15 protein-coding genes are annotated in these 21,849 nt (G+C 71.9%); 6 read left to right on the top strand and 9 right to left on the bottom strand.

What is annotated here, in order from left to right:
• Positions 1 to 160: 160 nt before the first annotated feature.
• The 3 genes from ACSYGO_RS21695 (at position 161) to ACSYGO_RS21685 (ending at position 6,692) form a co-directional block, all read left to right on the top strand.
• Positions 161 to 2,776 carry a bifunctional FO biosynthesis protein CofGH gene (locus tag ACSYGO_RS21695; RefSeq protein ID WP_460387291.1) on the top strand — a complete coding sequence of 872 codons (2,616 nt, stop codon included), beginning with the start codon at positions 161 to 163 and terminating at the stop codon, positions 2,774 to 2,776.
• 142 nt (positions 2,777 to 2,918) lie between these two features.
• The gene (locus tag ACSYGO_RS21690; protein WP_460387289.1) at positions 2,919 to 5,333 is read left to right on the top strand and encodes a tetratricopeptide repeat protein; all 2,415 of its coding nucleotides are present in this window, start codon (positions 2,919 to 2,921) and stop codon (positions 5,331 to 5,333) included.
• Positions 5,334 to 5,576: 243 nt separating this feature from the next.
• On the top strand, positions 5,577 to 6,692 hold the full coding sequence (locus tag ACSYGO_RS21685; protein WP_426677594.1) for an ADP-ribosylglycohydrolase family protein: 1,116 nt from the start codon (positions 5,577 to 5,579) through the stop codon (positions 6,690 to 6,692).
• A gap of 14 nt (positions 6,693 to 6,706) precedes the next feature.
• Here the strand turns inward: ACSYGO_RS21685 and ACSYGO_RS21680 are convergent, their stop codons facing one another.
• On the bottom strand, positions 6,707 to 8,281 hold the full coding sequence (locus ACSYGO_RS21680; protein WP_426677595.1) for a sodium:solute symporter family protein: 1,575 nt from the start codon (positions 8,279 to 8,281) through the stop codon (positions 6,707 to 6,709).
• 355 nt (positions 8,282 to 8,636) lie between these two features.
• Positions 8,637 to 9,422 (bottom strand): SDR family oxidoreductase, encoded by a 786-nt coding sequence (locus ACSYGO_RS21675; protein ID WP_432172615.1) that lies wholly within the window; start codon positions 9,420 to 9,422, stop codon positions 8,637 to 8,639.
• A 92-nt stretch (positions 9,423 to 9,514) separates the two neighbouring features.
• Between ACSYGO_RS21675 and ACSYGO_RS21670 the strand changes: the two genes are divergently transcribed.
• Complete coding sequence (locus tag ACSYGO_RS21670) at positions 9,515 to 10,378, top strand: hypothetical protein (protein WP_432186179.1); 864 nt, start codon at positions 9,515 to 9,517, stop codon at positions 10,376 to 10,378.
• Here the strand turns inward: ACSYGO_RS21670 and ACSYGO_RS21665 are convergent.
• The 4 genes from ACSYGO_RS21665 to ACSYGO_RS21650 form a co-directional block, all read right to left on the bottom strand.
• On the bottom strand, positions 10,375 to 11,472 hold the full coding sequence (locus tag ACSYGO_RS21665) for an IS630 family transposase (protein ID WP_460387146.1): 1,098 nt from the start codon (positions 11,470 to 11,472) through the stop codon (positions 10,375 to 10,377). The genes ACSYGO_RS21670 and ACSYGO_RS21665 overlap by 4 nt on opposite strands.
• Before the next feature lie 173 nt (positions 11,473 to 11,645).
• Positions 11,646 to 11,855 (bottom strand): DUF397 domain-containing protein, encoded by a 210-nt coding sequence (locus ACSYGO_RS21660; RefSeq protein ID WP_426677598.1) that lies wholly within the window; start codon positions 11,853 to 11,855, stop codon positions 11,646 to 11,648.
• A 294-nt stretch (positions 11,856 to 12,149) separates the two neighbouring features.
• Positions 12,150 to 13,007, bottom strand: a complete 858-nt coding sequence (locus tag ACSYGO_RS21655) for a helix-turn-helix domain-containing protein (RefSeq protein ID WP_028802748.1) — start codon at positions 13,005 to 13,007, stop codon at positions 12,150 to 12,152.
• Positions 13,008 to 13,342: 335 nt separating this feature from the next.
• Positions 13,343 to 14,098, bottom strand: a complete 756-nt coding sequence (locus ACSYGO_RS21650) for a GOLPH3/VPS74 family protein (RefSeq protein ID WP_095934988.1) — start codon at positions 14,096 to 14,098, stop codon at positions 13,343 to 13,345.
• Positions 14,099 to 14,316: 218 nt separating this feature from the next.
• Here ACSYGO_RS21650 and ACSYGO_RS21645 point away from each other — a divergent pair, with 218 nt between their 5' ends.
• Positions 14,317 to 17,166: a D-alanyl-D-alanine carboxypeptidase gene (locus tag ACSYGO_RS21645; RefSeq protein WP_460387285.1), complete on the top strand. Its 2,850-nt coding sequence runs from the start codon at positions 14,317 to 14,319 to the stop codon at positions 17,164 to 17,166.
• A gap of 221 nt (positions 17,167 to 17,387) precedes the next feature.
• Entirely contained in the window at positions 17,388 to 19,229 is a 1,842-nt protein-coding gene (locus ACSYGO_RS21640; protein ID WP_426677600.1) for an MFS transporter, read from the top strand.
• 37 nt (positions 19,230 to 19,266) lie between these two features.
• Here ACSYGO_RS21640 and ACSYGO_RS21635 read toward each other — a convergent pair whose 3' ends face one another.
• The 3 genes from ACSYGO_RS21635 to ACSYGO_RS21625 form a co-directional block, all read right to left on the bottom strand.
• Positions 19,267 to 20,115, bottom strand: a complete 849-nt coding sequence (locus ACSYGO_RS21635) for a MerR family transcriptional regulator (protein ID WP_460387283.1) — start codon at positions 20,113 to 20,115, stop codon at positions 19,267 to 19,269.
• Positions 20,116 to 20,230: 115 nt separating this feature from the next.
• Complete coding sequence (locus ACSYGO_RS21630; RefSeq protein WP_426677602.1) at positions 20,231 to 20,731, bottom strand: glutathione peroxidase; 501 nt, start codon at positions 20,729 to 20,731, stop codon at positions 20,231 to 20,233.
• Between the two features lie 34 nt (positions 20,732 to 20,765).
• On the bottom strand, positions 20,766 to 21,731 hold the full coding sequence (locus tag ACSYGO_RS21625) for an ArsR/SmtB family transcription factor (RefSeq protein ID WP_460387281.1): 966 nt from the start codon (positions 21,729 to 21,731) through the stop codon (positions 20,766 to 20,768).
• Between the last annotated feature and the right edge of the window lie 118 nt (positions 21,732 to 21,849).

The raw sequence follows: 21,849 nt of genomic DNA, 5'->3' as shown, positions 1-21,849 counted from the left end.
GGTGTGGCGCGGGGGTGGCAGGAGCAACCCTGCTGTCCGGCCGTGAACGCCGTTGCACGGGAAGGGGATCGGCGGTTTGCACGCAGACGACGCCCCCGGACGGACCGGGATTGTGCGCGGGGCCTGCTGGGCCTGATCACGGCGATCGTATGCTCGAAGGATGACGACTTCCGAGACTCCCGGAACCGGGCCCACGACTCCCGCGACGTCCGGGACCGGGCCGACGGCGAACTCCATGCGGCGCGCCCTCAGGCGCGCCCGCGACGGCGTCGCGCTCGACGTCGGTGAGGCGGCGGTTCTCCTCCAGGCGCGCGGCGCCGACCTCGACGACCTGGCCGCGTCCGCCGCGCGCGTGCGCGACGCGGGACTCCAGGCGGCGGGCCGCCCGGGCGTCATCACGTACTCGAAGAGCGTCTTCATCCCGCTGACCCGCCTGTGTCGGGACAAATGCCACTACTGCACCTTCGTCACGGTCCCCGGCAAGCTGCGCCGCGCGGGCCACGGGATGTTCATGTCCCCCGACGAAGTGCTCGACGTCGCCCGCCGCGGCGCCGAACTCGGCTGCAAGGAAGCCCTGATCACCCTCGGCGACAAGCCCGAGGACCGCTGGCCCGAGGCCCGGGAATGGCTGGACGCCCACGGCTACGACGACACGATCGCCTACGTACGGGCCATCTCCATCCGCATCCTGGAGGAGACCGGCCTGCTCCCGCACCTCAACCCGGGAGTGATGTCCTGGACGGACTTCCAGCGGCTCAAGCCGGTGGCCCCGTCGATGGGCATGATGCTGGAGACCACCGCGACCCGGCTGTGGAGCGAGCCCGGCGGCCCGCACCACGGCTCCCCCGACAAGGAACCCGCCGTCAGACTGCGGGTCCTGGAGGACGCCGGCCGCTCCTCCGTCCCCTTCACCAGCGGACTGCTCATCGGCATCGGGGAGACGTACGAGGAGCGCGCCGAGTCGCTGTTCGCGCTGCGCCGGGTGTCGCGGTCGTACCACGGCATCCAGGAGCTGATCATCCAGAACTTCCGCGCCAAGCCGGACACCGCGATGCGCGGCATGCCGGACGCGGAACTCGACGAACTGGTGGCCGCGGTCGCCGTGGCCCGGCACATCATGGGCCCGTCGGCCTGCCTCCAGGCCCCGCCGAACCTCGTCGACAGCGAGTACGGACGGCTCATCGGCGCGGGCATCGACGACTGGGGCGGCGTCTCGCCGCTGACCATCGACCACGTGAACCCGGAGCGGCCCTGGCCGCGGATCGAGGAACTCGCCGCCCGTTCGGCCACCGAGGGCTTCGAACTGCGCGAACGCCTCTGCGTCTACCCGGAGTTCGTGCGCCGCGGCGAGCCCTGGCTGGACCCGCGGCTGCTGCCGCACGTCCGGGCGCTCGCCGACCCGGAGACCGGCCTCGCCCGCCCCGACGCGGTCGTCGAGGGACACCCGTGGCAGGAGCCCGAGGAGGCCTTCGTCTCCTCCGGACGCACCGACCTGCACCACACCATCGACACCGAGGGCCGCACCGGCGACCGGCGCGACGACTTCGACGAGGTGTACGGCGACTGGGAGGCGCTGCGCGAGGCGGCGGCGCCCGGCATGGCGCCCGAGCGCATCGACACCGACGTACGGCAGGCGCTGGCCACCGCCGCCGACGACCCCACGAAGCTCACCGACGCCGAGGCGCTCGCCCTGCTGCACGCCGACGGCGCCGCGCTCGACGCGCTCTGCCGGGTCGCCGACGACGTCCGCCGGTCCGCCGTCGGCGACGACGTCACCTACATCGTCACGCGGAACATCAACTTCACGAACGTCTGCTACACCGGCTGCCGCTTCTGCGCCTTCGCCCAGCGCCGCACGGACGCCGACGCGTACACCCTGTCGCTGGAACAGGTCGCGGACCGCGCCGCCCAGGCCTGGGACGTCGGCGCCGTCGAGGTCTGCATGCAGGGCGGCATCCACCCCGACCTGCCCGGCACCGCCTACTTCGACATCGCGAAGGCGGTCAAGGAACGGGTCCCCGGCATGCACGTCCACGCCTTCTCGCCGATGGAGGTGGTCAACGGCGCCACCCGCACCGGCCTGTCCGTCCGGGAGTGGCTCACGGCCGCCAAGGAGGCGGGCCTCGACTCGATCCCGGGCACCGCCGCGGAGATCCTCGACGACGAGGTCCGCTGGGTGCTGACGAAGGGCAAACTGCCGGCGGCGACATGGATCGACGTCGTCACGACGGCGCACGAGCTGGGCATCCGCTCGTCCTCGACGATGATGTACGGCCATGTCGACCAGCCCCGCCACTGGCTCGGCCACTTCCGCACGCTCACCCGCATCCAGCAGGAGACCGGCGGCTTCACGGAGTTCGTGACGCTGCCCTTCATCCACACCAACGCCCCCGTCTACCTGGCCGGCATCGCCCGCCCCGGCCCGACCACCCGCGACAACCGCGCCGTGGTGGCGATGGCCCGTCTCCTGCTCCACCCGCACATCCCCAACATCCAGACCAGCTGGGTCAAACTCGGCACCGAGGGAGCCGCCGAAATGCTGCGCTCCGGCGCCAACGACCTCGGCGGCACCCTCATGGAGGAGACCATCTCCCGCATGGCCGGGTCGTCCTACGGCTCGTACAAGTCGGTCAAGGACCTGATCGCGGTGGCCGACGCGGCGGGCCGCCCGGCCAGGCCCCGGACGACGCTGTACGGCGAGGTGCCGGAGGAACGGCAGCGGGCCGCCGCCGCGTCGGACGGGCATCTGCCGGAGTTGTTGCCGGTGCTGGAGTGAGGGGAAAACGCCCTGCGGCGCCGGAACCCCGGTTCCGGCGTGCTCTCCCGCTAGGCCCACCGCCGGACGTCCGTAGGTGAGTTGGGCCAGACTGGGGGCGGGTCCGGAGCGTGGTGCGCCGGGGGAGCCGGGAGGACGACGGATGCCTGGGGCGCGTTCGGTGCCGTCGATGCAGGAGCTGATCGAGGCGCGCAGACGGCTCGCGTTCGTGGGCCGCGGTGCCGAACGCGCGGCGTTCCTGGCGAACTTCGATGTGCCGCTGCGGGACCCGGGCCGCCGCTTCCTGTTCCATGTGCACGGCAACGCGGGAGTCGGGAAGACCTTTCTCGTCCGGGAGTTGCAGCAACTCGCCCAGGAGGCCGGGGCGCTGACCGCGTACGTCGACGAGAGCACCGGCAGCGTGCCCGAGGCGCTGGAGACGATCTGCGCGCAGTTCGCCCGCCAGGGGCGCCGGTTCAAGGATCTGGAGCGGCTGCTCGCCAGACACCGCGAGCGGCGTCACGAGGCCGACTCGGTGCTGCAGGGGTCCCCGCCGGCGGAGCCCTCCGCCGCCGGGACGACGTTGGCGCGGGCGGGTCTCGTGGGGATCGGCATGGTGCCCGGGGTCGGCCCGTTGGCCGGAGCCGTCGACCCGGCCCTCCTCGCGGGCGCGGCCGACCAGGTGCGGGCGGGACTCAGCGCGCACTTCCGCGGCCGGGACGACGTACGGCTCCTTCTGTCGCCCGAGGACGTGCTCACTCCGGTCCTGCTGGAGGAACTGACCAGGGCTGCCGCCCGTGCCCCGCGCCAGGTGCTGTTCTTCGACACCTACGAGCGGACCGGCCCGTTCCTCGACGCCTGGCTGCACGCGACGATGGCCCTCGGGGACCACGGTGCGATGCCCGCGAACGTGGTGGTCGTGACCGCGGGACGGAATCCGCTGGACGCCGGGCGCTGGGGAGGCTGCGGCGACTCCGTGGCCGAGATGCCGCTGTTGCCGTTCACGGAGCAGGAAGCGCGGGAAGTGCTCGCGGGCAGGGGCGTGGTGGCGGAGTCGGTCGTCGAGGAGATCCTCCGCGTCACCGGCCGGCTGCCGGTCCTCGTCTCGACGCTCGCCGAGACGCGCCCCGCCGATCCGGACGACGTCGGCGACCCGAGCGCCACGGCCGTGGACCGCTTCCTGAAGTGGGAACACGACCCGGTGCACCGGGCCGTCGCCCTGAACTGCGCGTTCCCCCGACGACTGGACGCCGATGTCTTCCGCGCGGCGGCGGACTGCCCGGACGAGGAGGCCGACGCCCTGTTCGACTGGCTGCGCGGTCTGCCCTTCGTCACCGAACGCGGCGGGGGGATCCAGTACCACGACGTCGTACGGGCGCCGATGCTCCGCTCGCAGCGCCTCCGTTCGCCGCGCGGCTGGACCGAACGGCACAGCCGCCTCGCGGAGACCTTCGGCCGGTGGCGGCAGGAGGCCGAGGCGGGAGAGGACAGGGGCCGGCTGTGGGCGCACGACGGGTGGCGGGAGCTGCGGCTCGCCGAGTCGTACCACCTGCTGTGCGCGAGGCCGCGGACCGCGCTTCCGGTCGTGCTCCGCGAGGTCGTGGACGCGTGCGCCGCCGGCGACGTCCCTGCCCGGCAGTGGGCGCGTGTGCTGGCGGAGGCGGGACGTGACGCCGGTGCGGAGGAGCCGTCCCGCCTGGGGAGCGACCTGCTCCGGGCGCTGGACGAGGACGGAACGGCCGCCGCCCTGGAACTGCTCCTGAACCGTGCCGGATTCGACGCACCCGCCGAGGCGTTGGCCCGGGCGGTGCGCGGCAGCGTCCTGCGGCACGGCGGGGCGTACGAGCGCGCGATGACGGAGTTCGACCGGGCGATCGCCCTCGATCCCGGGCTGGTGCGGGCCCATCGCAGCCGGGCCATGACCCGTGCCGAGGCGGGTGACTACGCGGCCGGAATCGCCGGCCTGGACCGGGCGCTGGCCCTGTCGCCCGACGACGGACGGTCGTTCGCCGTCCGGGGCGAGTACCACCGGGTTCTCGGCGACTACGACGCGGCGCTCGACGACCTGGACCGCGGGATCGCCCTCGATCCCACCCGGGACTTCGCCTGGGCCTCCCGCGGGGCCACCCGGCTGAGCCGCGGCGAACTCGACGCGGCCCTCGCGGATCTGGGGCGGGCGCTCGAACTCAAACCGGACTACGGATGGGCGCTGGCCCGCCGCGCCCGGGTGTGGCGCGCCCTCGGCGAGGAGGACCGGCAGATGGCGGACCTCGACCGGGCCGTCGCCGTGCAACCCGACTGGGCGTGGGGCGTCTGCGAGCGGGGCGACGCCCTCCGCGTCGCGGGCCGGCACGCCGAGGCGCTGGCCGACTACGACCGCGCCGTGGAGCTCGACCCCGAGTACGCGTCGGCGTACGCGAGCCGGGCCGTCTCCCGCAGCGCGCTGGGACGCCACGAGGAGGCGCTCGCGGACCTGGACCGGGCCCTCGGCCTGAGGCCCGACTACGCGTGGGCGCACAGCCACCGGGCGGAGATCCTGGCACGCGCCTCGCGTGCCGGGGAGGGCGGCACGGCGTAGCGCGCTCCGGACGCCTGCACGGGCCGGCCGGTGAAGGCGGCGCGGGCGGACGCGCGTGCGTCGGTGACCCGCTTCCGCCGTCGGGGAGCATCACGGGACATGCCGTCCGAACGCCGCCCATAGTCGATCACTTGAGGCCACTCGGAGCACATCCCGTATATGGATCCGGAACCTCAACCGACCGTTCGCGTTCGATTACAGTGCTGAGCTGTCGGACGTGCGGACGGTGCCTGGGAGGTCTCGGTGGGTGCGACAGCCGGTGCCGTCTGGGGCCGTACCGAGCAGCAGGACTTTCGCAGCAGGGTGCGCGGCACGCTGCTGGGCGCGGCCGTGGGCGACGCGCTGGGCGCACCGCTGGAGGGGCTCGGCCTGGAGGAGATCCGCGAGGCGTACGGCGCGGAGGGCCTCACCGATCTGGCGTCCGCGTACGGCAGACGCGGCGCCGTCACCCATCTCACGCAGCTCACGCTGTTCAGCGTCGACGGGCTGATCCGCGCCCAGGTGCGGCGCGACACGGGAGCCTGGCATCCGCCGACGGACCTGCACCGGGCCTACCGCCGGTGGGCCGCCACCCAGAGCGACTGGGGGCCCGACGAGCGCCGCAAGGACGACGGCTGGCTGGCCCGCGAGGAATGGCTGTACGCGCGCCGTGACCCGGCCAGGTCCTGTCTGCTCGGCTTCGGCGACGAGATCATGGGCACGCTCGACGCGCCGAAGAACCCCGGTGAGGCCGGCCCGGAGGCCGCGGCCCGCTCGGCGCCCTTCGGACTGCTCGTCGGCTGGGAGCCGCAGCTGGTGATGCAGCTGGCCGTGGAGTGCGCCGCGCAGACGCACGGGCATCCGGCGGCCTACCTGGCGGCGGGTGCGTACGCCGTGATCGTGCACGCGCTGGCCCGCGGCGAGAGCCTGGACGCCGGCGTGCAGCGGGCCCTCGGGCTGCTCGGCGCGCGGCCCGGACAGCAGCCCGTCACGGACGCGCTCCAGCACGCGCTGGGTGCCGTCCGGCAGGGCATGCCGACTCCGGGGCGGGTGGAGGAACTCGCCGGGAACGCCACCGCGGAGGGGCTGCTCGCGGTCGCCGTGTACTGCGCGCTGGTCGGCGAGGACATCCGGCACGGGCTGCGTCTCGCGGTCAACCACGGCGGCCCGTCCGGTGTCGCCGGGGCGCTCACCGGCGGGCTGCTCGGCGCCCTGCACGGCGAAACGGCCCTCCCCCCGGCCTGGCTGGCCGAGCTGGAGGGCCGTCCCACCGTGCTGGTCCTCGCGGACGACTTCGCGATGGAGATGACCCAGGGGCCCGCACTGCACGGGCCGGGCGGGTCGTCCCCCGGGTGGCTCGCCCGGTATCCCCGGGGCTGAGCCGCCCCCACTCCCTAGTCCTTCGTCGGGGTTCCCACCACGCCGTCGGCCGCCCCGGCGGGCGCCGGGATCGCCGCCGCCGCGCCGCCGGTGTCGTCGTCCGTGTTGATCTTCTCGATGATCGCGTCCCGCTCCGGGGTGTCCTCGGGCCGCAGGTGGCCGATGAGGATGTACAGGATCAGGGAGATGGCCATCGGCACGGCCACCTGGTACTCCAGCTTCACATCGGTGCGCTGCGAGAAGTCCAGGTTGTAGTTGACGAAGAAGAACGCGAGCAGACCGCAGGCCCAGCTGGTCAGCGCCGCCGTCGGACCGGACTTACGGAACGGGCGGAGCAGTCCGAGGATGAACGGGATCGCGATCGGGCCCATCAGGCCGGCCACCCACTTGATGACGACCGTGATGATGTCCTTGAAGGTGGGGGAGTTGACCTGGGTGGCCACCGCCATCGAGAGGCCGAGGAAGGCGACGGTGGTGACGCGGCCCGCGATCAGCCCGGTCCGGGTGTCCCAGGCCCGCGCGGCCTTCGACAGCACCGGGACGACGTCCCGGGTGAACACGGCGGCGATCGCGTTGGCGTCCGAGGAGCACATGGCCATCGTGTGCGAGAAGAAGCCGACGACGACCAGGCCCAGCAGGCCGTGCGGCAGCAGCTGTTCGGTCATCAGGCCGTACGCGTCGGAGCCGTCGGGCTTCTTCGCGGTGACGAGCAGCGGCGACAGCCACATGGGGATGAACAGGATGACCGGCCACACGAACCACAGTCCGGCGGACAGGAACGCCGAGCGCGTGGCCTGCTTGGCGCTGCCGGTGGCCATGTAGCGCTGGGCCTGGTTCCACATGCCGCCGTTGTACTCGAACAGCTTGATGAACAGGTACGCGATGAAGAACACGGTGAGGTACGGGCCCGCGAAGCCGTCCGCGTGGCCGTCGAGCTTCGGCGAGTCCAGCGCCTTGGACAGGCCGCCCTGGTCGGAGATCTTGTTCAGCGCGATGACCAGCATGGCGACGCCGGCCAGCAACTGGATGACGAACTGGCCGAGTTCGGTGAGCGCGTCGGCCCACAGCCCGCCGATCGTGCAGTACACCGCCGTGATGCCGCCGGTGATGATGATGCCCTGGGTGAGCGTGACGCCGGTGAAGACGCTGAGGAGGGTCGCGATGGCGGCCCACTTCGCGCCCACGTCGACGATCTTCAGCAGGATGCCGGACCAGGCGAGTGCCTGCTGCGTCGGTACGTTGTAGCGGTCCTTGAGGTATTCGAGGGGCGAGGCGACGTGCAGGCGCGAGCGCAGCCGGTTGAGCCGGGGCGCGAAGGCCTTGGCGCCGATGGCGACGCCGATGGCGATGGGCAGGGCCCAGGTGACGTACGACGTGATGCCGTACGTGTACGCGATGCCGGCGTAACCGGTGAACATCACCGCGCTGTAGCCCGACATGTGGTGCGAGATGCCCGACAGCCACCACGGCATCTTGCCGCCCGCGGTGAAGAAGTCGCTGACATCGTCCACACGCTTGTGGGACCAGACGCCGATCGCTGTCATCACGCCGAAGTACGCGACCAGGACGGCCCAGTCGAGACCGTTCATGTGCCCCCTCCAGGGGTCCGCCTTGTGAACCTGCTGATACCGGACGGCACTTCGCCAGTACGCGCTGGGGCGGCGCCCCCGTGCGGGAGCGGGGACTTCGGGGATTGAACCGCTGGTCCGACCGGCCGGTCAAGACCTTTCGCGGTCACAGATATGAACGCAGATCAGAAAGCAGAACGATTTTACGTCTACTTTACCCGTCGGGCTGTTGTCGTGCTCGTGACGTGGACCACACGATGAGCGGGCACTTCGCCAGACCGGCGGACCCACGAAGCCCACGAAGAAGGACGACCGGACGACAGCCGTACGGGATGCGGGTCCCGTACGCCTGGGAAAGGAGGGACGACAGCAGTGACTACCGCATGAGTTCGCCGGCGTTCACGAGCAGCGACTGCCCCGTGATCGCCCGTGCCCGGTCGGACGCCAGGAACACCGCGGCGTCCGCCACGTCCCCGTCCGTGGCCAGCTCCGGCAGAGCCATCCGCTCGGTGAGCCGCCGCAGCACGTCCGCCTCGGGCACGCCCTCGGTGTGCGACGTGAACTGCACGTACGCCTCCACGGGCGGCCCCCACATCCAGCCGGGCAGCACGGTGTTGACCCGGATCCGGTGCGGTCCGAGTTCCCGCGCGAGCGAGTACATCGCACTCGTCAGCGCGCCCTTCGACGCCGCGTAGGCCGCCTGGCGCACCTGGCTCGGCGCGGCCACCGAGGACTGCGTGCCGATGATGACGACCGAACCGCCCCGCGCCTTGAGCGCGGGCAGACAGGCTCGGGTCATCCGCAGGGTGCCCAGCAGATTCACGTCGATGACCGACTGCCAGGTCGCGAAGTCGGCGTCCTGAAGGCCGCCGAAGTAGCTGTCCCAGGCGGCGACATGGACGACCGCGTCGATCCGCCCGAACCGCTCCGTCGCCAGCGCGGCCAGCGCCTCGCACTGGCCCTCGTCGGTGATGTCCGTCGCCCGGTACGCCGTGTGCGAGCCGTCCGGATCGAGCTCCGCCGCCGACTTGGCGAGGTTCGCCTCCGTGCGCGCCCCGAGCACCGCGTGGCCCCCGTCGCGCACCACCGCCGCCGCGACCTGATGGCCGAGTCCGGCCCCGACGCCCGACACGACGACGGTCCTGCCCGCGAGCAGTGACATCGCTGCCTCCCCTTCGGTTGCCGTACCTCTGGCGCATCATCTGACGGAGCGTCAGAGTAGGGGCGTCGACCGGAGGAAGGAAGGGGAGCGACGTGAGTGAGCAGACCCGCAGCGAGGTGTACGCGGAACTGGCCGCCGTGGGCCCGTACGGCGTCCGTCCCGGCCATGCCCTGATCACCATGGTCGAACCGCACCCGGGCCACGAGTACGCGTACAACCGCTGGTACGAGGACGACCACTACTACGCGGGCGCGATGGCGATGCCCTGGATGTACGCGGGCCGCCGCTGGGTCGCCACCCGCGACCTCCAACTGCTGCGCTACCCGGAGAAGTCGGCGGTCGCCCAGCCGGTCACCGCCGGCTGCTACCTCTCCACGTACTGGGTCACCGAGGGCCGTTACGACGACCACATGAAGTGGACCGTCGGCATCAACAAGCGGCTCAACCGTGACGGCCGCGTCTACCAGGACCGCACGCACGTCTTCACGGCCTTCCAGGACCACGAGGCCACCGTGTACCGCGACGGCGCCGCGGGTCCCCGCGACCATCACGCCCTGGACCATCCGTACGCGGGGCTGGTGCTGGAGGTCGTCGACGCGGAGTCCGCCGAGCGGCGCGCCGAACTGCTGGAGTGGCTGCGCTCCCGGCACCTGCCAGGGCGCCTCGCGGGCTCGCCGGCCGCCATGGTCACCGTCTTCAGCCCGACCCCGCTGCCCGGCGACCGGATGACGTACGTCAAGCAGGTCGAGGGCGTGGACACACGGCTGACGCTGCTGTGGTTCCTGGAGGCGGACCCACGGGACTGCTGGGAGGAGTACTTCACCGGGCTCGACGCGGAGGTGGCCGCCGCGTCCGCCGGCGGCCCGGACCCGGGGGCGCTCGGCAGGGTGGAGCTGGTCGCGCCCTTCATCCCCACGGTGCCGGGGACGGACAGGTACGTGGACCGGCTGCGCTAGTGACCTGAGTCAGAGATTCGGTGGCAGTAGGCGGCGAGTTTGTCGAGGATCTCGTCGGCTGTCTTCGTCCAGACGAAAGGCTTGGGGTGGTCGTTCCAGTCGGCGAGCCAGGCCCGGATGTCGCGTTCGAGGGCCTGGACGGAGCGGTGGACGCCGCGCTTGAGCTTCTTCTGTGTGAGCTCGCCGAACCACCGTTCCACCAGGTTCAGCCAGGACGCGCTGGTCGGCGTGAAGTGGAGGTGGAACCGCGGGTGGGCCAGCAGCCACTTCTTGATGCCGGGCGTCTTGTGGGTCGCGTAGTTGTCGAGGATCAGGTGCACCTGAAGCCCGGCAGGTACTTCCCTGTCGAGCTTGGTGAGGAACTTCTTGAACTCGGCGGCCCGGTGGCGGCGGTGGAGGGAGCCGATGACCTTGCCGGTCGCCACCTCCAGGGCCGCGAACAGAGTGGTGGTGCCGGCGCGGATGTAGTCGTGGCTGCGGCGTTCGGGAACACCGGGCATCATCGGCAGGACCGGCTGGGACCGGTCCAGGGCCTGGATCTGCGATTTCTCGTCCACACAGAGGACCAGGGCCTTCTCCGGCGGGTCCAGATAGAGACCGACCACGTCGCGGACCTTGTCGATGAACAGCGGGTCCGTGGACAGCTTGAACGTCTGTGAGCGGTGCGGGGCCAGGGCGAACGCCCGCCAGATCCGGGAGATCGCCGACTGCGACATCCCGGTCGCCGCTGCCATCGACCGGGTCGACCAGTGCGTCGCGTTCTTCGGCGTCTCTTCGAGCGTCTTGACGATCACCCGCTCGACATCCGCGTCGGTGATCTTCCGCGGGACGCCGGGACGCGGCTCGTCGTGCAGGCCCTCCAGGCCACGGTCGAGGAAGCGCCGTCGCCAGGTGCGGACCGTGTCCGCCGCGACCCCCAGCCGGCGCGACACCTCCGCGATCGAATGACCCTCGGCGCACTCCAGCACGATCCGGGACCTCTGGGCCAGAGCCTGAGCTGTCGAACGCCGACGCACCCACCCCTCAAGCACAGCCCGCTGGGCATCGGTCACAGACAACGGCGGAATCTTCGGTCCAGGACGACTCACACCCAACCAACGACGAATCTACGACTCAGGTCACTAGGGGGTTTCGTTCGGATCAGCAGGTGCGGGAGAAAAGAGCCGAGCCCCCTCGGCCAGGACGGCGGGCCGGTCGAGAGGGCTCTGTCGGTGGATCGTATGAAGTTGTGTCGGGTCATGTGTCGGACGGGGCGTGGGGTCGCACCTCAGACGAGGCCGGCGGCCCCACGGCTCACCTCGGCCACGAAGGTGTTCCAGGCGTCCGCGGGAAAGGCCAGGGTGGGGCCTGCGGGGACCTTGGAGTCCCGTACCGCCATCGCCGCGGGGACCGGGGACTTGACCTCGACGCAGGCGCCGTTCCCGGTGGAGTAGGAAGACTTGGTCCACGTGTCGGTGGCGCCCTGCTGAATTGCCATGTTCGCTCCAGTAAGCCAGTCGTTCATCTGTGAGTACCCCCGACGACGCGGTCGACGCGGTGCCACCGCGCCGCGGGTCCCTTCGGAACCCGCAGTCCGGTTTGCGCCAACGTTGTTGTTCGGTGGCGTGATCGACGCTACTCGCCAACATCGGCTGACGAAGCGACTATTCACTCGACTGGATGGCATATTCCAGTGGGGTCTTCCGCCCCGGCCCGGCGAAGGTGTATCGTCCGGCACCTTCCCGTCAGGACCCCTCCGCGAGGCCGTCCCCGACGTCCGGAGCCCCCCGCCTCAGCGCGCGTGCTCCTTGGCGATGTCCGCGATGAACTGGCGTGACTGCTCCACGTTCAGGGCCTGGGCCCGCAGGTGCTCGTACATCACGCTGTACTTCTGGACGTCGTTCGCCTTCTCCAGGTACAGGTCGCTCGTCACGCCCTCGATGTAGACCACGCTGGAGTCCGCCGCGTCGGGGAACTCCAGGATCGCGTACTGGCCGTTCAGCCCGGGGTGCGCTCCCATGTCGAAGGGGATCACCTGCACCGTGACGTGCGGCAGCTGGGACTGCTCGACGAGGTGCTCCAGCTGGTCGCGCATGAGGGAACGATTGCCGACGGTACGGCGCAGGGCGGCCTCGTCGAGGACCGTCCACAGGCGCAACGGGTTGTCCGGAGCGGAGATTCGTTCCTGCCGTTTCATCCGCACCTGGACCCGCTTGTCGATGTCGCCGGGCGCCGTTTCCGGCAGCGCGCCCGCGATCAGGGCCTCGGCGTACGACCGGGTCTGCAGCAGGCCGGGGACGACCTGCGGGTCGTACACGCGCAGCGAGGCCGCGTCCGTCTCCAGACCGATGTAGACGCTGTACGGGATGTCACCGAAGGAGTGCCACCAGCCCTGCTGGCGCGAGTCCTTGGCCATCTGCATCAGCGAGTCGACGATCCGGTGGTCCTCGACCTCGTACACGCCGCACAGGTCACGGACGTCCCGCTGGCTGATGCTGCGCCGTCCGTTCTCCAGCCGGCTGATCTTCGACTGCGAGACCAGCAGCCGCTCGGCGACCTCTTCGGCCGTCATGCCCTTCAGTTCACGGAGCCGGCGCAGTTCCTGACCCAGCCGGCGCCGCCGGACGGTGGGATTGACATTGGACGCCACGGGACGTGCACCTCCGGCTGCGGGCCTGTACTTTGCGTATCTGCTGTTGAGCAGATTGCCACCAAGGTGCTTTCTACCGCTGGGAAACGGCGGATATGCGCTGGGTGCGCGCCAGTTCGGCGATCCGCCGCGCGACGGCGCGCCTCCGCGGCCCCGGATGCGGCCGCGCGGGGCGCTGGGGCCGTGTCGTCGTCCGGACGTACGGCCTCATCGCCCCGCGCGAGCCAGCGGCTCCCGAACCGGGTCGTGGGGACTGCGGTGCGGCGCTGAGGTTCTGGCGGTGCTGGTGGTTCCGGCGGTGCTGGTCCTGCTGTGGGGTGCCGTGGGACTGCGGCTCAGTGCACCACGGCGCGCGCCATGGAACCGCGGCGCGGTTGCATCGGAACACCGCGGGCGGGTTCCGGCGCGGACCTGACCCCGGCGGTGGCCGGACGGCCTGCCGGTGCCGGGTTGCGGCGAGGCTGAGCGGCCACGCCGTTCTGGACGTCCATGACCGCGTGGGCCACGAGACCGCCCATGGGGTCATGCCTGATCAGATCCCGCAGCCGGGAGCGGGACGACCGTCCCTCGTTCCCCGGGTACAGGTGCTTGCCGAGTCCGACCGCGTGGGCCAGCGCGGCGAGCGCCGCGGTCCGCGGGTCCGGCGGTACGCCGGTGCGGATCGCGCTGTCCAGCCGGGACCTGATCTCCCGGCTGATCGCCGTGTCCGTCGCCTGGTAGCGAGTCGTCGGCAGCACCCCGCACATCTGGCCGGCCACGGCATGGACCATGCCGCACCTCTCCAGATGCGAGAGGTAGGTCTGGCGCAGCCCCAGCCGGGGTCCGCCAATCCAGTTGACCGCGCGTACGGGTGCTCCGCGGCGGCGGAGCAACTCCAACGCACAGTCCAGTGTTGGATCTCCAGTCGGCCGTGGCGCCACCACGGCGATACGATCCCCGTCTGGGGCTATCCGTCCGGCCAGCGCCAGCTCCACTAGCTGTGCTCCGGCCAGACCGAGGTCGAGCGACTGCGGCTGTGCGGTGGTACCCGTTGTCGGGTCCAACGCCAGCAGCAGAAGCTCCTCCGGAAGTGTTCTGCGGCTCCTGCCCATCCATGCCTCCCCGCGTGGATGAATGACAGGGTGACCCCTCTCACATCGGTCTGTCGAGGGTGCGTGACCGGAATGCAGTGGAACCGGTAGGTATGTCGTTCTCGTCTACCACAGGGGCCAAGCCCTCACACAGGACACTGGTACATGGTTCGGACAGCGATGTCCGGGCGGCGGTTCAACGGATGACGGTTCGTTTGGACGCACGGGGCGTGCGTCGCATGGAGGAGGCATCGGTGGCGGGCGAGTCCCCCGACAGGTCGAAGCAGCACGAGTCGTCGGCGCCGTCGGCAGAACCGACGCCGGTGACCCCGGCGGCGGTTCCGGGTCCGGCGCGCGGGGCCGCGTCGAGTCCGTCCACGGCCCCGGCTTCGGCCGACCCCCGCGTGGCGATGGCCCGCGAGAGGGCGGCCACGGTACGGGTGGATCAGGCGACGGCGGTGTTCTCCACGAAGGCGGTCACGGCGGAACGGGCGGTGACGGAGGCCGAGTCGGCTCCCGCGCCGGCTCCCGCGTCGGCGGACACCGTGGACACCACGGACGCCGCCGACGAGCCCGCCGGGTCCGGCGAGGCCGGGTCCGCGGGTGACGCCCGGCTGCGCGCGGCCGTGGCCGCGTGGGTGGCCGGTGCGGACGAGGAGGCGCCGGCGGGAGCCGGTGAGCCCGCCGGGGCCGGGACGTCGGCCGGGGCGGGGGAGTCGGGGCGTGACGCCGACGGCGCCGACGACGCCGCGAACGACGCCGCGAACGATGGCGCCGACGAAGCGGCCGCCGACGCGGACTCCGACGACGCCGCCGAGGCCGGCGCCGCCATGGACGCGGACTCGGGCTCCGGCTCCGGCTCCGAGGCCGACTCCGCAGACGCTGACGAGGCGTCAGCGGTGGGTGCCGACGCCGACGAGGAGCAGAGCTCCGGGGCCGCCGCCGACGAGACCGCCGACGCGGCCGCCGACACCGGCGCCGACGCGTCCGAGGACGAGCCCCGGGACGACGTGGTGTCCGGCGCGGCCGCCGCCGACGACACGGCCACCGACGACATGGCCGAGTCCGACCCCGAGCCCGAGCCCGAGCCCGAGCCCGAGCCCGAGCGCGAGTCCGAGTCCGGGGCGGACGCCGCCCGCTCGGACGAGACCGCCGCCCCCGGTCGCCCGAAGAGTGCGCCGGAGGACTCCCCGAAGGACTCCGCGGACGCCGAGGACCCTGCGGACGCGAAGCCTGCCGTGGACGCGGAGACCCCGGAGGACGCCACGTCCCCGGCCGACGCCGAGGCTCCCGCCGACTCCACCGGGGCGAAGGCTCCCGCGGACGCCAAGCCCTCGGACGGCTCCGAGCCGGCGGCGGACGTGAAGACGCCCGCCGACGCGGACTCCGGCGCCGCCGCCACGTCCCCGGCCGACGCAAAGGCCCCCGCCGAGCCTCCCGTCGACCAGCCCACCGCCGTCTTCAAGGCGCCGCGGCCGCCCGCCGTGGACCAGCCCACGACGATGCTCAAGCTGGGCGGCGGCACCAGGCCGGGCGCCGGCAGGGCCCCGGCGAAGCCCGGGGACGAGCCCGCCGACAAGGCCCCCGCGAAGCCCGCCGACAAGCCGGCCGCGAAGCCCGAGCCCGCAGCCGAGCGCACCAGCAGGTTCGTCGCGCTCAAGCCCCTCGACGAGCCGGCCCCGACGAGGCCGAAGCCCGCCGAGCCCGCGCCCGGCACGGCCAACAGGCCCGCCGCGGACGCGACCGCCGCCCTCCCGCAGGTCGGCCCCGAGCGCACGACCCAGCAACCGCTGCCGCCCAAGCCGCCGCTGGACCTCCTGGCGGAGCTGACGAACACCCCGCCGCCCCCGCAGACTCCGGTCCGCACGATCGTGCGGCGGGTCAAGATCTGGACCCCGCTGGTCCTGCTGCTCGCCGTGATCTTTGCAGTCGCGCAGGCCGTGCGTCCGCTCCCGGCGGCGTCGCTCGCGCTGACCGCCGACGAGACGTACACCTTCGACGGAGGCTCCCTCGACCTGCCCTGGCCCGGCCAGGGGCAGTCGGCGATCGAGGTGGAGGGTGTCGGCAGCCTCGGCACCGACGGCAAGCAGACGCCCATGCCCGTCGCGAGCGTCGCCAAGATCATGACGGCGTACGTGATCCTCAAGGAGCACCCCCTCAAGGGGGACGAGAGCGGCGAGAAGATCACCGTCGACCAGCAGGCCGAGGACGAGTCGAAGCTGCCGGACGAGTCGACCGCGGCGATGTCGAAGGGCCAGCAGTTCACCGAGCGGCAGATGCTCCAGATGCTGATGATCCCGTCGGGCAACAACGCGGCGCGGCTGCTGGCCCGCTGGGACTCCGACAACAAGAGCTTCGTCGCCAAGATGAACGCCGCGGCCGACGAGCTGGGCATGACGAACACGACGTACACCGACCCGAGCGGTCTGCAGAAGACGACGGTGAGCACGGCCACCGACCAGCTCAAGCTGGCCAAGGAGGTCATGCAGAACGATGTGTTCCGCGGCATCGTCGGGATGGCCAGCGCGAAGATCCCCGGCCTCGACAAGCCCATCTACAACAACAACGACCTGCTGGTGCAGCAGGTCGGGGTGATCGGCCTGAAGACCGGCTCGTCCACGCCCGCCGGCGGCAACCTGGTGTGGGCCGCGACCAAGACGGTGAACGGCAAGACCCAGACCGTCTACGGCGCGGTCATGAACCAGAACGCCGGAACCGGCAAGGTCTGGGACAGCCTCCACCTGGCCCTCGTCAACAGCCAGAAGCTGATCGACACGGTCCAGAAGGGGCTGACCACCGCCCAGGTGGTGAAGAAGGGGCAGGTCGTCGGCTACGTGGACGACCAGCTCGGCGGCCGGACCCCGGTCGTCGCCACCAAGGACATGACGGCGATCGGCTGGCCGGGTCTGAAGACCCGGCTGTCGATCGGCGACGGGGGCAAGGCGGTCCCGCACTCCGGCAAGGCCGGCACGGTCGTCGGCGAACTGACCGTCGGAGACGGGTCCAGCCACGCCGTGAAGATCCCCGTGGCGCTCCGGTCGGACCTCGCGGAACCCGGCTTCGGCGCGAAGCTGACGCGCGTCGGCTGAGCCGCCGCCGTCGCCCGGACGGACGTACGCACCGATGACGTACCCGCGGACGTGTCGGTGACGTATTCCGGATACGAGCACACGCCCCGCATCCCGCCGACGGCGCCCCACCCGGGCGCCACCCGGCGGGGTGCGTGCTAGCGTCGCGAGGTCGGGGCTGCTCGCCGCGGGCCGCGGGTCCCGGACGAGAACGGAAAACGGGACACGGGGAGTGCCTTGCAGTGGCGACAGCGGAGCCGACACACGCCGACGACGCCGATCCGGGCCCGGGCACGGGTCCGCGAATACCGCTGCGCTCCCGCATATCCGAGGAGGCCGGTGACGACCCCGGCGCCCGGGAGCAGGAGCACGGCACCCGGCTGAGCCGCTTCCTGCGGCACCCCGTCACCCTGGCCACCGTCCTCTCGGGCGTGCTCCACCTCGCCTGGTTCTTCACGTTCGCGAACAGTGGCGGGGATCTGGCGGCGCAGGACGCCTGGGCGGAGTTCGTCGGGCGTCACCCGGACTCCGCGTACAACCTCGCCTGGTACGGCGGGATGCACCCGGTGTCGTACAGCGTGGTGTCGCCGTACCTGATGTCCGTCCTCGGCGTCCGCACGACCATGATGATCGCGGGGACGGTGTCGGCCGGCCTGCTGACGCTGATCCTGATCCGCAGCCGCGCGGTGCGCAATCCGCTCTGGCCGACCGTCGCCGGGATCTTCGCGCTGCTGTGCAACGCCATCTCGGGCCGGGTGACCTACGGCCTCGGCATGGTGTTCGCGCTCGCCGCGACGGCCGTCGTGTTCTGCTGGCCCTACCGCTGGCGCTACAAACGCTGGGCGAAGGCGCTGTGCGCGGCGCCGCTCGCCGCGCTCGCCACCACCGCGTCCCCGGTGGCCGGACTGTTCGTGGGCCTGGTCGCCGTCGCACTCTTCCTCCAGAAGCGCCGTCCCGGCGCCTACGCCCTGGGGATCGCCCCGACGATCGTGGTGGCGGTGTCGGCCTGGCTGTTCCCCTTCTCCGGCACCCAGCCGATGACCGTCTACTCGGTCATCCTGCCGTTCCTGTACGCCGGGTTCGTCTTCTTCCTCGTCCCCAAGGAGTGGACGACGGTCCGCATCACGGCGGCCGTGTACGGCACCGCCGTCGTCCTCGTCTGGCTGATCAGCTCGCAGATCGGCTCCAACATCACCCGCCTGGCCATGCTCTTCGGGGGCGTCGCCCTGCTGGCGGCACTGCCCTTCACCGTGCCGCGCTCCCGCAAGTGGTACGCGATCGTCGTCACCTTCGTCGGGTTCACCACCTGGATCGGCGTCAAGTCGGTCGACGACATCGTGCACACGACCCCGGCCGCGTCCTGGGCCCGCGAGCTCGCCCCCCTCGTCAACCAGCTCCAGGTGGTGGGCGCCGAGAAGGGCCGCGTCGAGGTCGTCCCCGCCCGGTCGCACCGCGAGGCGTCCGCCCTCGCCCCCTACGTGAACCTCGCCCGCGGCTGGAACCGCCAGGCCGACATGGAGCGCAACCCGCTCTTCTACGACGACACCCTCAACTCGGCGAACTACCACGAGTGGCTCCAGCGCTGGGCCGTCCACTACGTCGTGCTGCCCAAGGACGAGCCCGACGGCGACGGCGGGGAACGCGAACGCCAGCTCGTCCAGCGGGGCATGCCCTACCTGCGGCAGATCTGGGGCGACGCGAACTGGCAGCTGTTCGCCGTCACCGATCCCGTCCAGCTCGCCGAGCCCGACGCCGTCGTCGAGCGCGCCGAACAGGGCGAGATGACGATCGAGGTGAAGAAGGCGGGCCGCATCCTGATCCGCGTCCCCTACTCGCCGTGGCTGAGCATCGTCGACGCCAAGGGCAAGAGCGTGCAGCCCCCGCAGGAGACCGATGAGTCCAAGCACCGCGAGGACAGCACACCCAAGACGTACGACAACCTCAACGGCTGCCTGATGCCGACCGAGGAGACCCCGGCGGGCGACAAGTGGACGGAGCTGCTGGCCCCGAAGCCGGGCACCTACCGCCTGGCCGCGCCGTACCAGCTGCCCCGCGGCACGCCCTGCCCGGAGGAGCTGCGCTGACCCGGCGGGGCCCCACGCCCCGCCGGCCCGCGCCGCCTCACTTCACGGGGAACGCCACGTCGCACACCGGGTCCTCGGGCCCGGCGGCGTCCCAGTCGGCGAAGTACACCTCCCGGCAGGGGCCGTCGTACGACAGTCCCCGTTCGGCGATCCACGCCTCGACGGCCTCGAAGGCCACGTGGATCTGCGGATAGGCGACCTGCGCCTTGGGGATCCGCGCGTAGGCCAGACGCTGCGCGGGCTCGACACGGACCTTGATCTCCCGGCCCCGCCCCCGCGCCCGGACCCACGCCCGCGCGGCGTCGGCGTCCGCGACCGGCACACAGGCCTCCACGGGCCCGTCGCTCTCCGTGCTGACCTCGGCGTAGTAGACGACGAAGGGCGGCCCGTCGAACCCCCCGCAGGCGCGGGCGCCCTCCTCCAGCCGCCCCAGCGAGGCGGGGATCCACACCGGCAGCTCGGTGGCCAGGACATGCCGTGTCTCCGTCAGCACCACCCGCTCGGGCACCTCGACGGTCTCGACGACGAACTTCTCGTACATCTGCGAACTCCTCCCGGACAGCCGTCCACGGAGGTACGAGGCGAGCGCCCGCTGCGAGGCGAAGCGTTCCTCGGCGTCGTCCCAGTACGCGCCGAGGAGCGAGGCGGCGGCGGACCCTTCCGCCTCCACCACCTCGGCGATCCGGGCGAGCGGCATGTCGAGCCGGCGCAGCAGCACCACGAGCCGGGCCCGCTCGACCTGACCGACGCGGTAGTAGCGGTAGCCGCTGACCTCGTCGACGTGCGCCGGGGCCAGCAGCCCCAGCCGGTCGTACAGCCTGAGCGCCTTCGCGGACAGCCGGGCCCGAGCGGCGAACGCGCCGATGGTGAGCAGGTCGCCGTCCACGGCGGCACCCCCTTCTCCCTGGGCACGGTTCGCCCCCTCGTCACCTCCGTCACCGGGCGCCTTCCGCCCGGTGACGAGGACGCTCCCCCCTGCCCCAGGGGCAAGGTCAACGACGTCAGGCGGCGAGCTGCTTCTCCACCGCCGCCACGACCTCCGCCGACTCCGGCTCGGTCTGCGGCGAGAAACGGCCGACGACCGTGCCGTCGCGCCCGATCAGGAACTTCTCGAAGTTCCAGCGGATGTCGCCGCTGTGGCCCTCGGCGTCCGCGGTGCCCACCAGACGCTCGTAGAGGCCGTGCCGCCCGTCGCCGTTCACCTCGACCTTCTCGGTCATCGGGAAGGTCACGCCGTACGTCGCCGAGCAGAACTCCGCGATCTCCTCGGAGGTGCCGGGCTCCTGGCCCATGAACTGGTTGCAGGGCACGCCGAGCACGGTGAAGCCCTGGCCGGCGTAGCGCTCCTGGAGGCGCTCCAGGCCCGCGTACTGCGGCGTCAGCCCGCACTTGGAGGCGACGTTCACGATGAGCACGGCCTTGCCGCGGTACTGCCCGAGGTCGGCGGAGCCGCCCTGGAGGGCCCCGATCTCGATGTCGAGCACAGAATGGTCAGTAGTCATGAGCGGATGCTAACTCCGCCGGGTGACAGGACCGTCAGTCGCGCTGGGCCGTGACGAGCACCTCGCCGGCCGCCGTCCGCGAGTACAGCACCGACCGCCCCGCCCGCCGCCGCTCGACGAGCCGGGCGTCCAGCAGCACCTTCAGATGACGTCCGACCGAACCCAGCCCCTGCCCGGTCACCGCGACCAGCTGGCTCGTCGACATGGGGGAGTCCAGCAGCACGAGCACCCCGGCGCGCGCCGTCCCCAGGAGCGCGCCGAGGCTCTCCGGCACCGCCCCGGCCCGTCCGTCCGCGAGGACGCCCGTGCAGGGGTAGACGACGGCGTACCGGTGCGGATCCTCCCAGGACACCCACCCGGCCCTCGGGGTGACGGGCACGAACAGCAGCCGGGCACCGGAGATCTCCCGCGGCGGATACTCGTGGAGATTCACCTGGAGCCGGTTGTCGCCGAGCCAGCGTGTCCCCGGCCGCAGCGCGTCCAGCGCCGCGGCCCAGCCGCCCTGGCTCAGGTGCGCGGTCCGTGCCACCACGTCCGCCTCCAGGACGCGCCGCCGCCGCTCCCAGTCCGGGCATACGCACTCCTCCCACACGTGCGTGAGGAGATCGGCGGCGCGCCCGGGCAGGTCGTCGCGGTCCGCCAGCGCGGCGGGCAGCGGGCCGCCGAGCGAGACGGCGAGATGCGCGCGCGCCGCCTGCGGCGGGGTCTGCCGCATCCTGGCGATCTCCACCTCGAAGGGTTCGTCGCCGTACGGGGTCGGGGTCAGGAAGTCGGCGATCCACTCCCGCCCGAGCCCGGAGCGGATCAGCACGGCGGTGAGCGGGTCGGCGGCCAGCCGCCGCCGGTAGGCGGGCAGATGGGCCCGCAGCCACCGCAGCTCGCCGGGGTGCGAGGCGGTCCCCGACTCCAGCGTCTTCAGGGCCGCGAAGGTCTCGGCGAGCGGGGACAGCACGAAACGGCTGCCGGCGAGGGTGTCGGCGTTGACCTGCCACCAGCCCATGCGTGCACCCCTCCGTCCGTGCTCCTGGGCCCGCCCTTGTTCCGGGGCCCGTCCGTGCTCCGGAGCCCGTCCTTGTTCCGGGGTCCGTCCATGCTTCAGGGACCGTCCGTCGTTCCGG

It is taken from the genome of Streptomyces krungchingensis, from assembly GCF_054729265.1.
Note: the sequence above shows the minus strand (reverse complement) of the source record. Positions and strands in the feature narration are given on the sequence as shown.

Coding starts and splice junctions, on each gene's coding strand:
- ACSYGO_RS21695 (WP_460387291.1), top strand. CDS start 161: ATGACGACTTCCGAGACTCCCGGAACCGGGCCCACGACTCCCGCGACG.
- ACSYGO_RS21690 (WP_460387289.1), top strand. CDS start 2,919: ATGCCTGGGGCGCGTTCGGTGCCGTCGATGCAGGAGCTGATCGAGGCG.
- ACSYGO_RS21680 (WP_426677595.1), bottom strand. CDS start 8,281: ATGAACGGTCTCGACTGGGCCGTCCTGGTCGCGTACTTCGGCGTGATG.
- ACSYGO_RS21675 (WP_432172615.1), bottom strand. CDS start 9,422: ATGTCACTGCTCGCGGGCAGGACCGTCGTCGTGTCGGGCGTCGGGGCC.
- ACSYGO_RS21660 (WP_426677598.1), bottom strand. CDS start 11,855: ATGGCAATTCAGCAGGGCGCCACCGACACGTGGACCAAGTCTTCCTAC.
- ACSYGO_RS21650 (WP_095934988.1), bottom strand. CDS start 14,098: ATGGGCAGGAGCCGCAGAACACTTCCGGAGGAGCTTCTGCTGCTGGCG.
- ACSYGO_RS21645 (WP_460387285.1), top strand. CDS start 14,317: ATGGAGGAGGCATCGGTGGCGGGCGAGTCCCCCGACAGGTCGAAGCAG.
- ACSYGO_RS21630 (WP_426677602.1), bottom strand. CDS start 20,731: ATGACTACTGACCATTCTGTGCTCGACATCGAGATCGGGGCCCTCCAG.
- ACSYGO_RS21625 (WP_460387281.1), bottom strand. CDS start 21,731: ATGGGCTGGTGGCAGGTCAACGCCGACACCCTCGCCGGCAGCCGTTTC.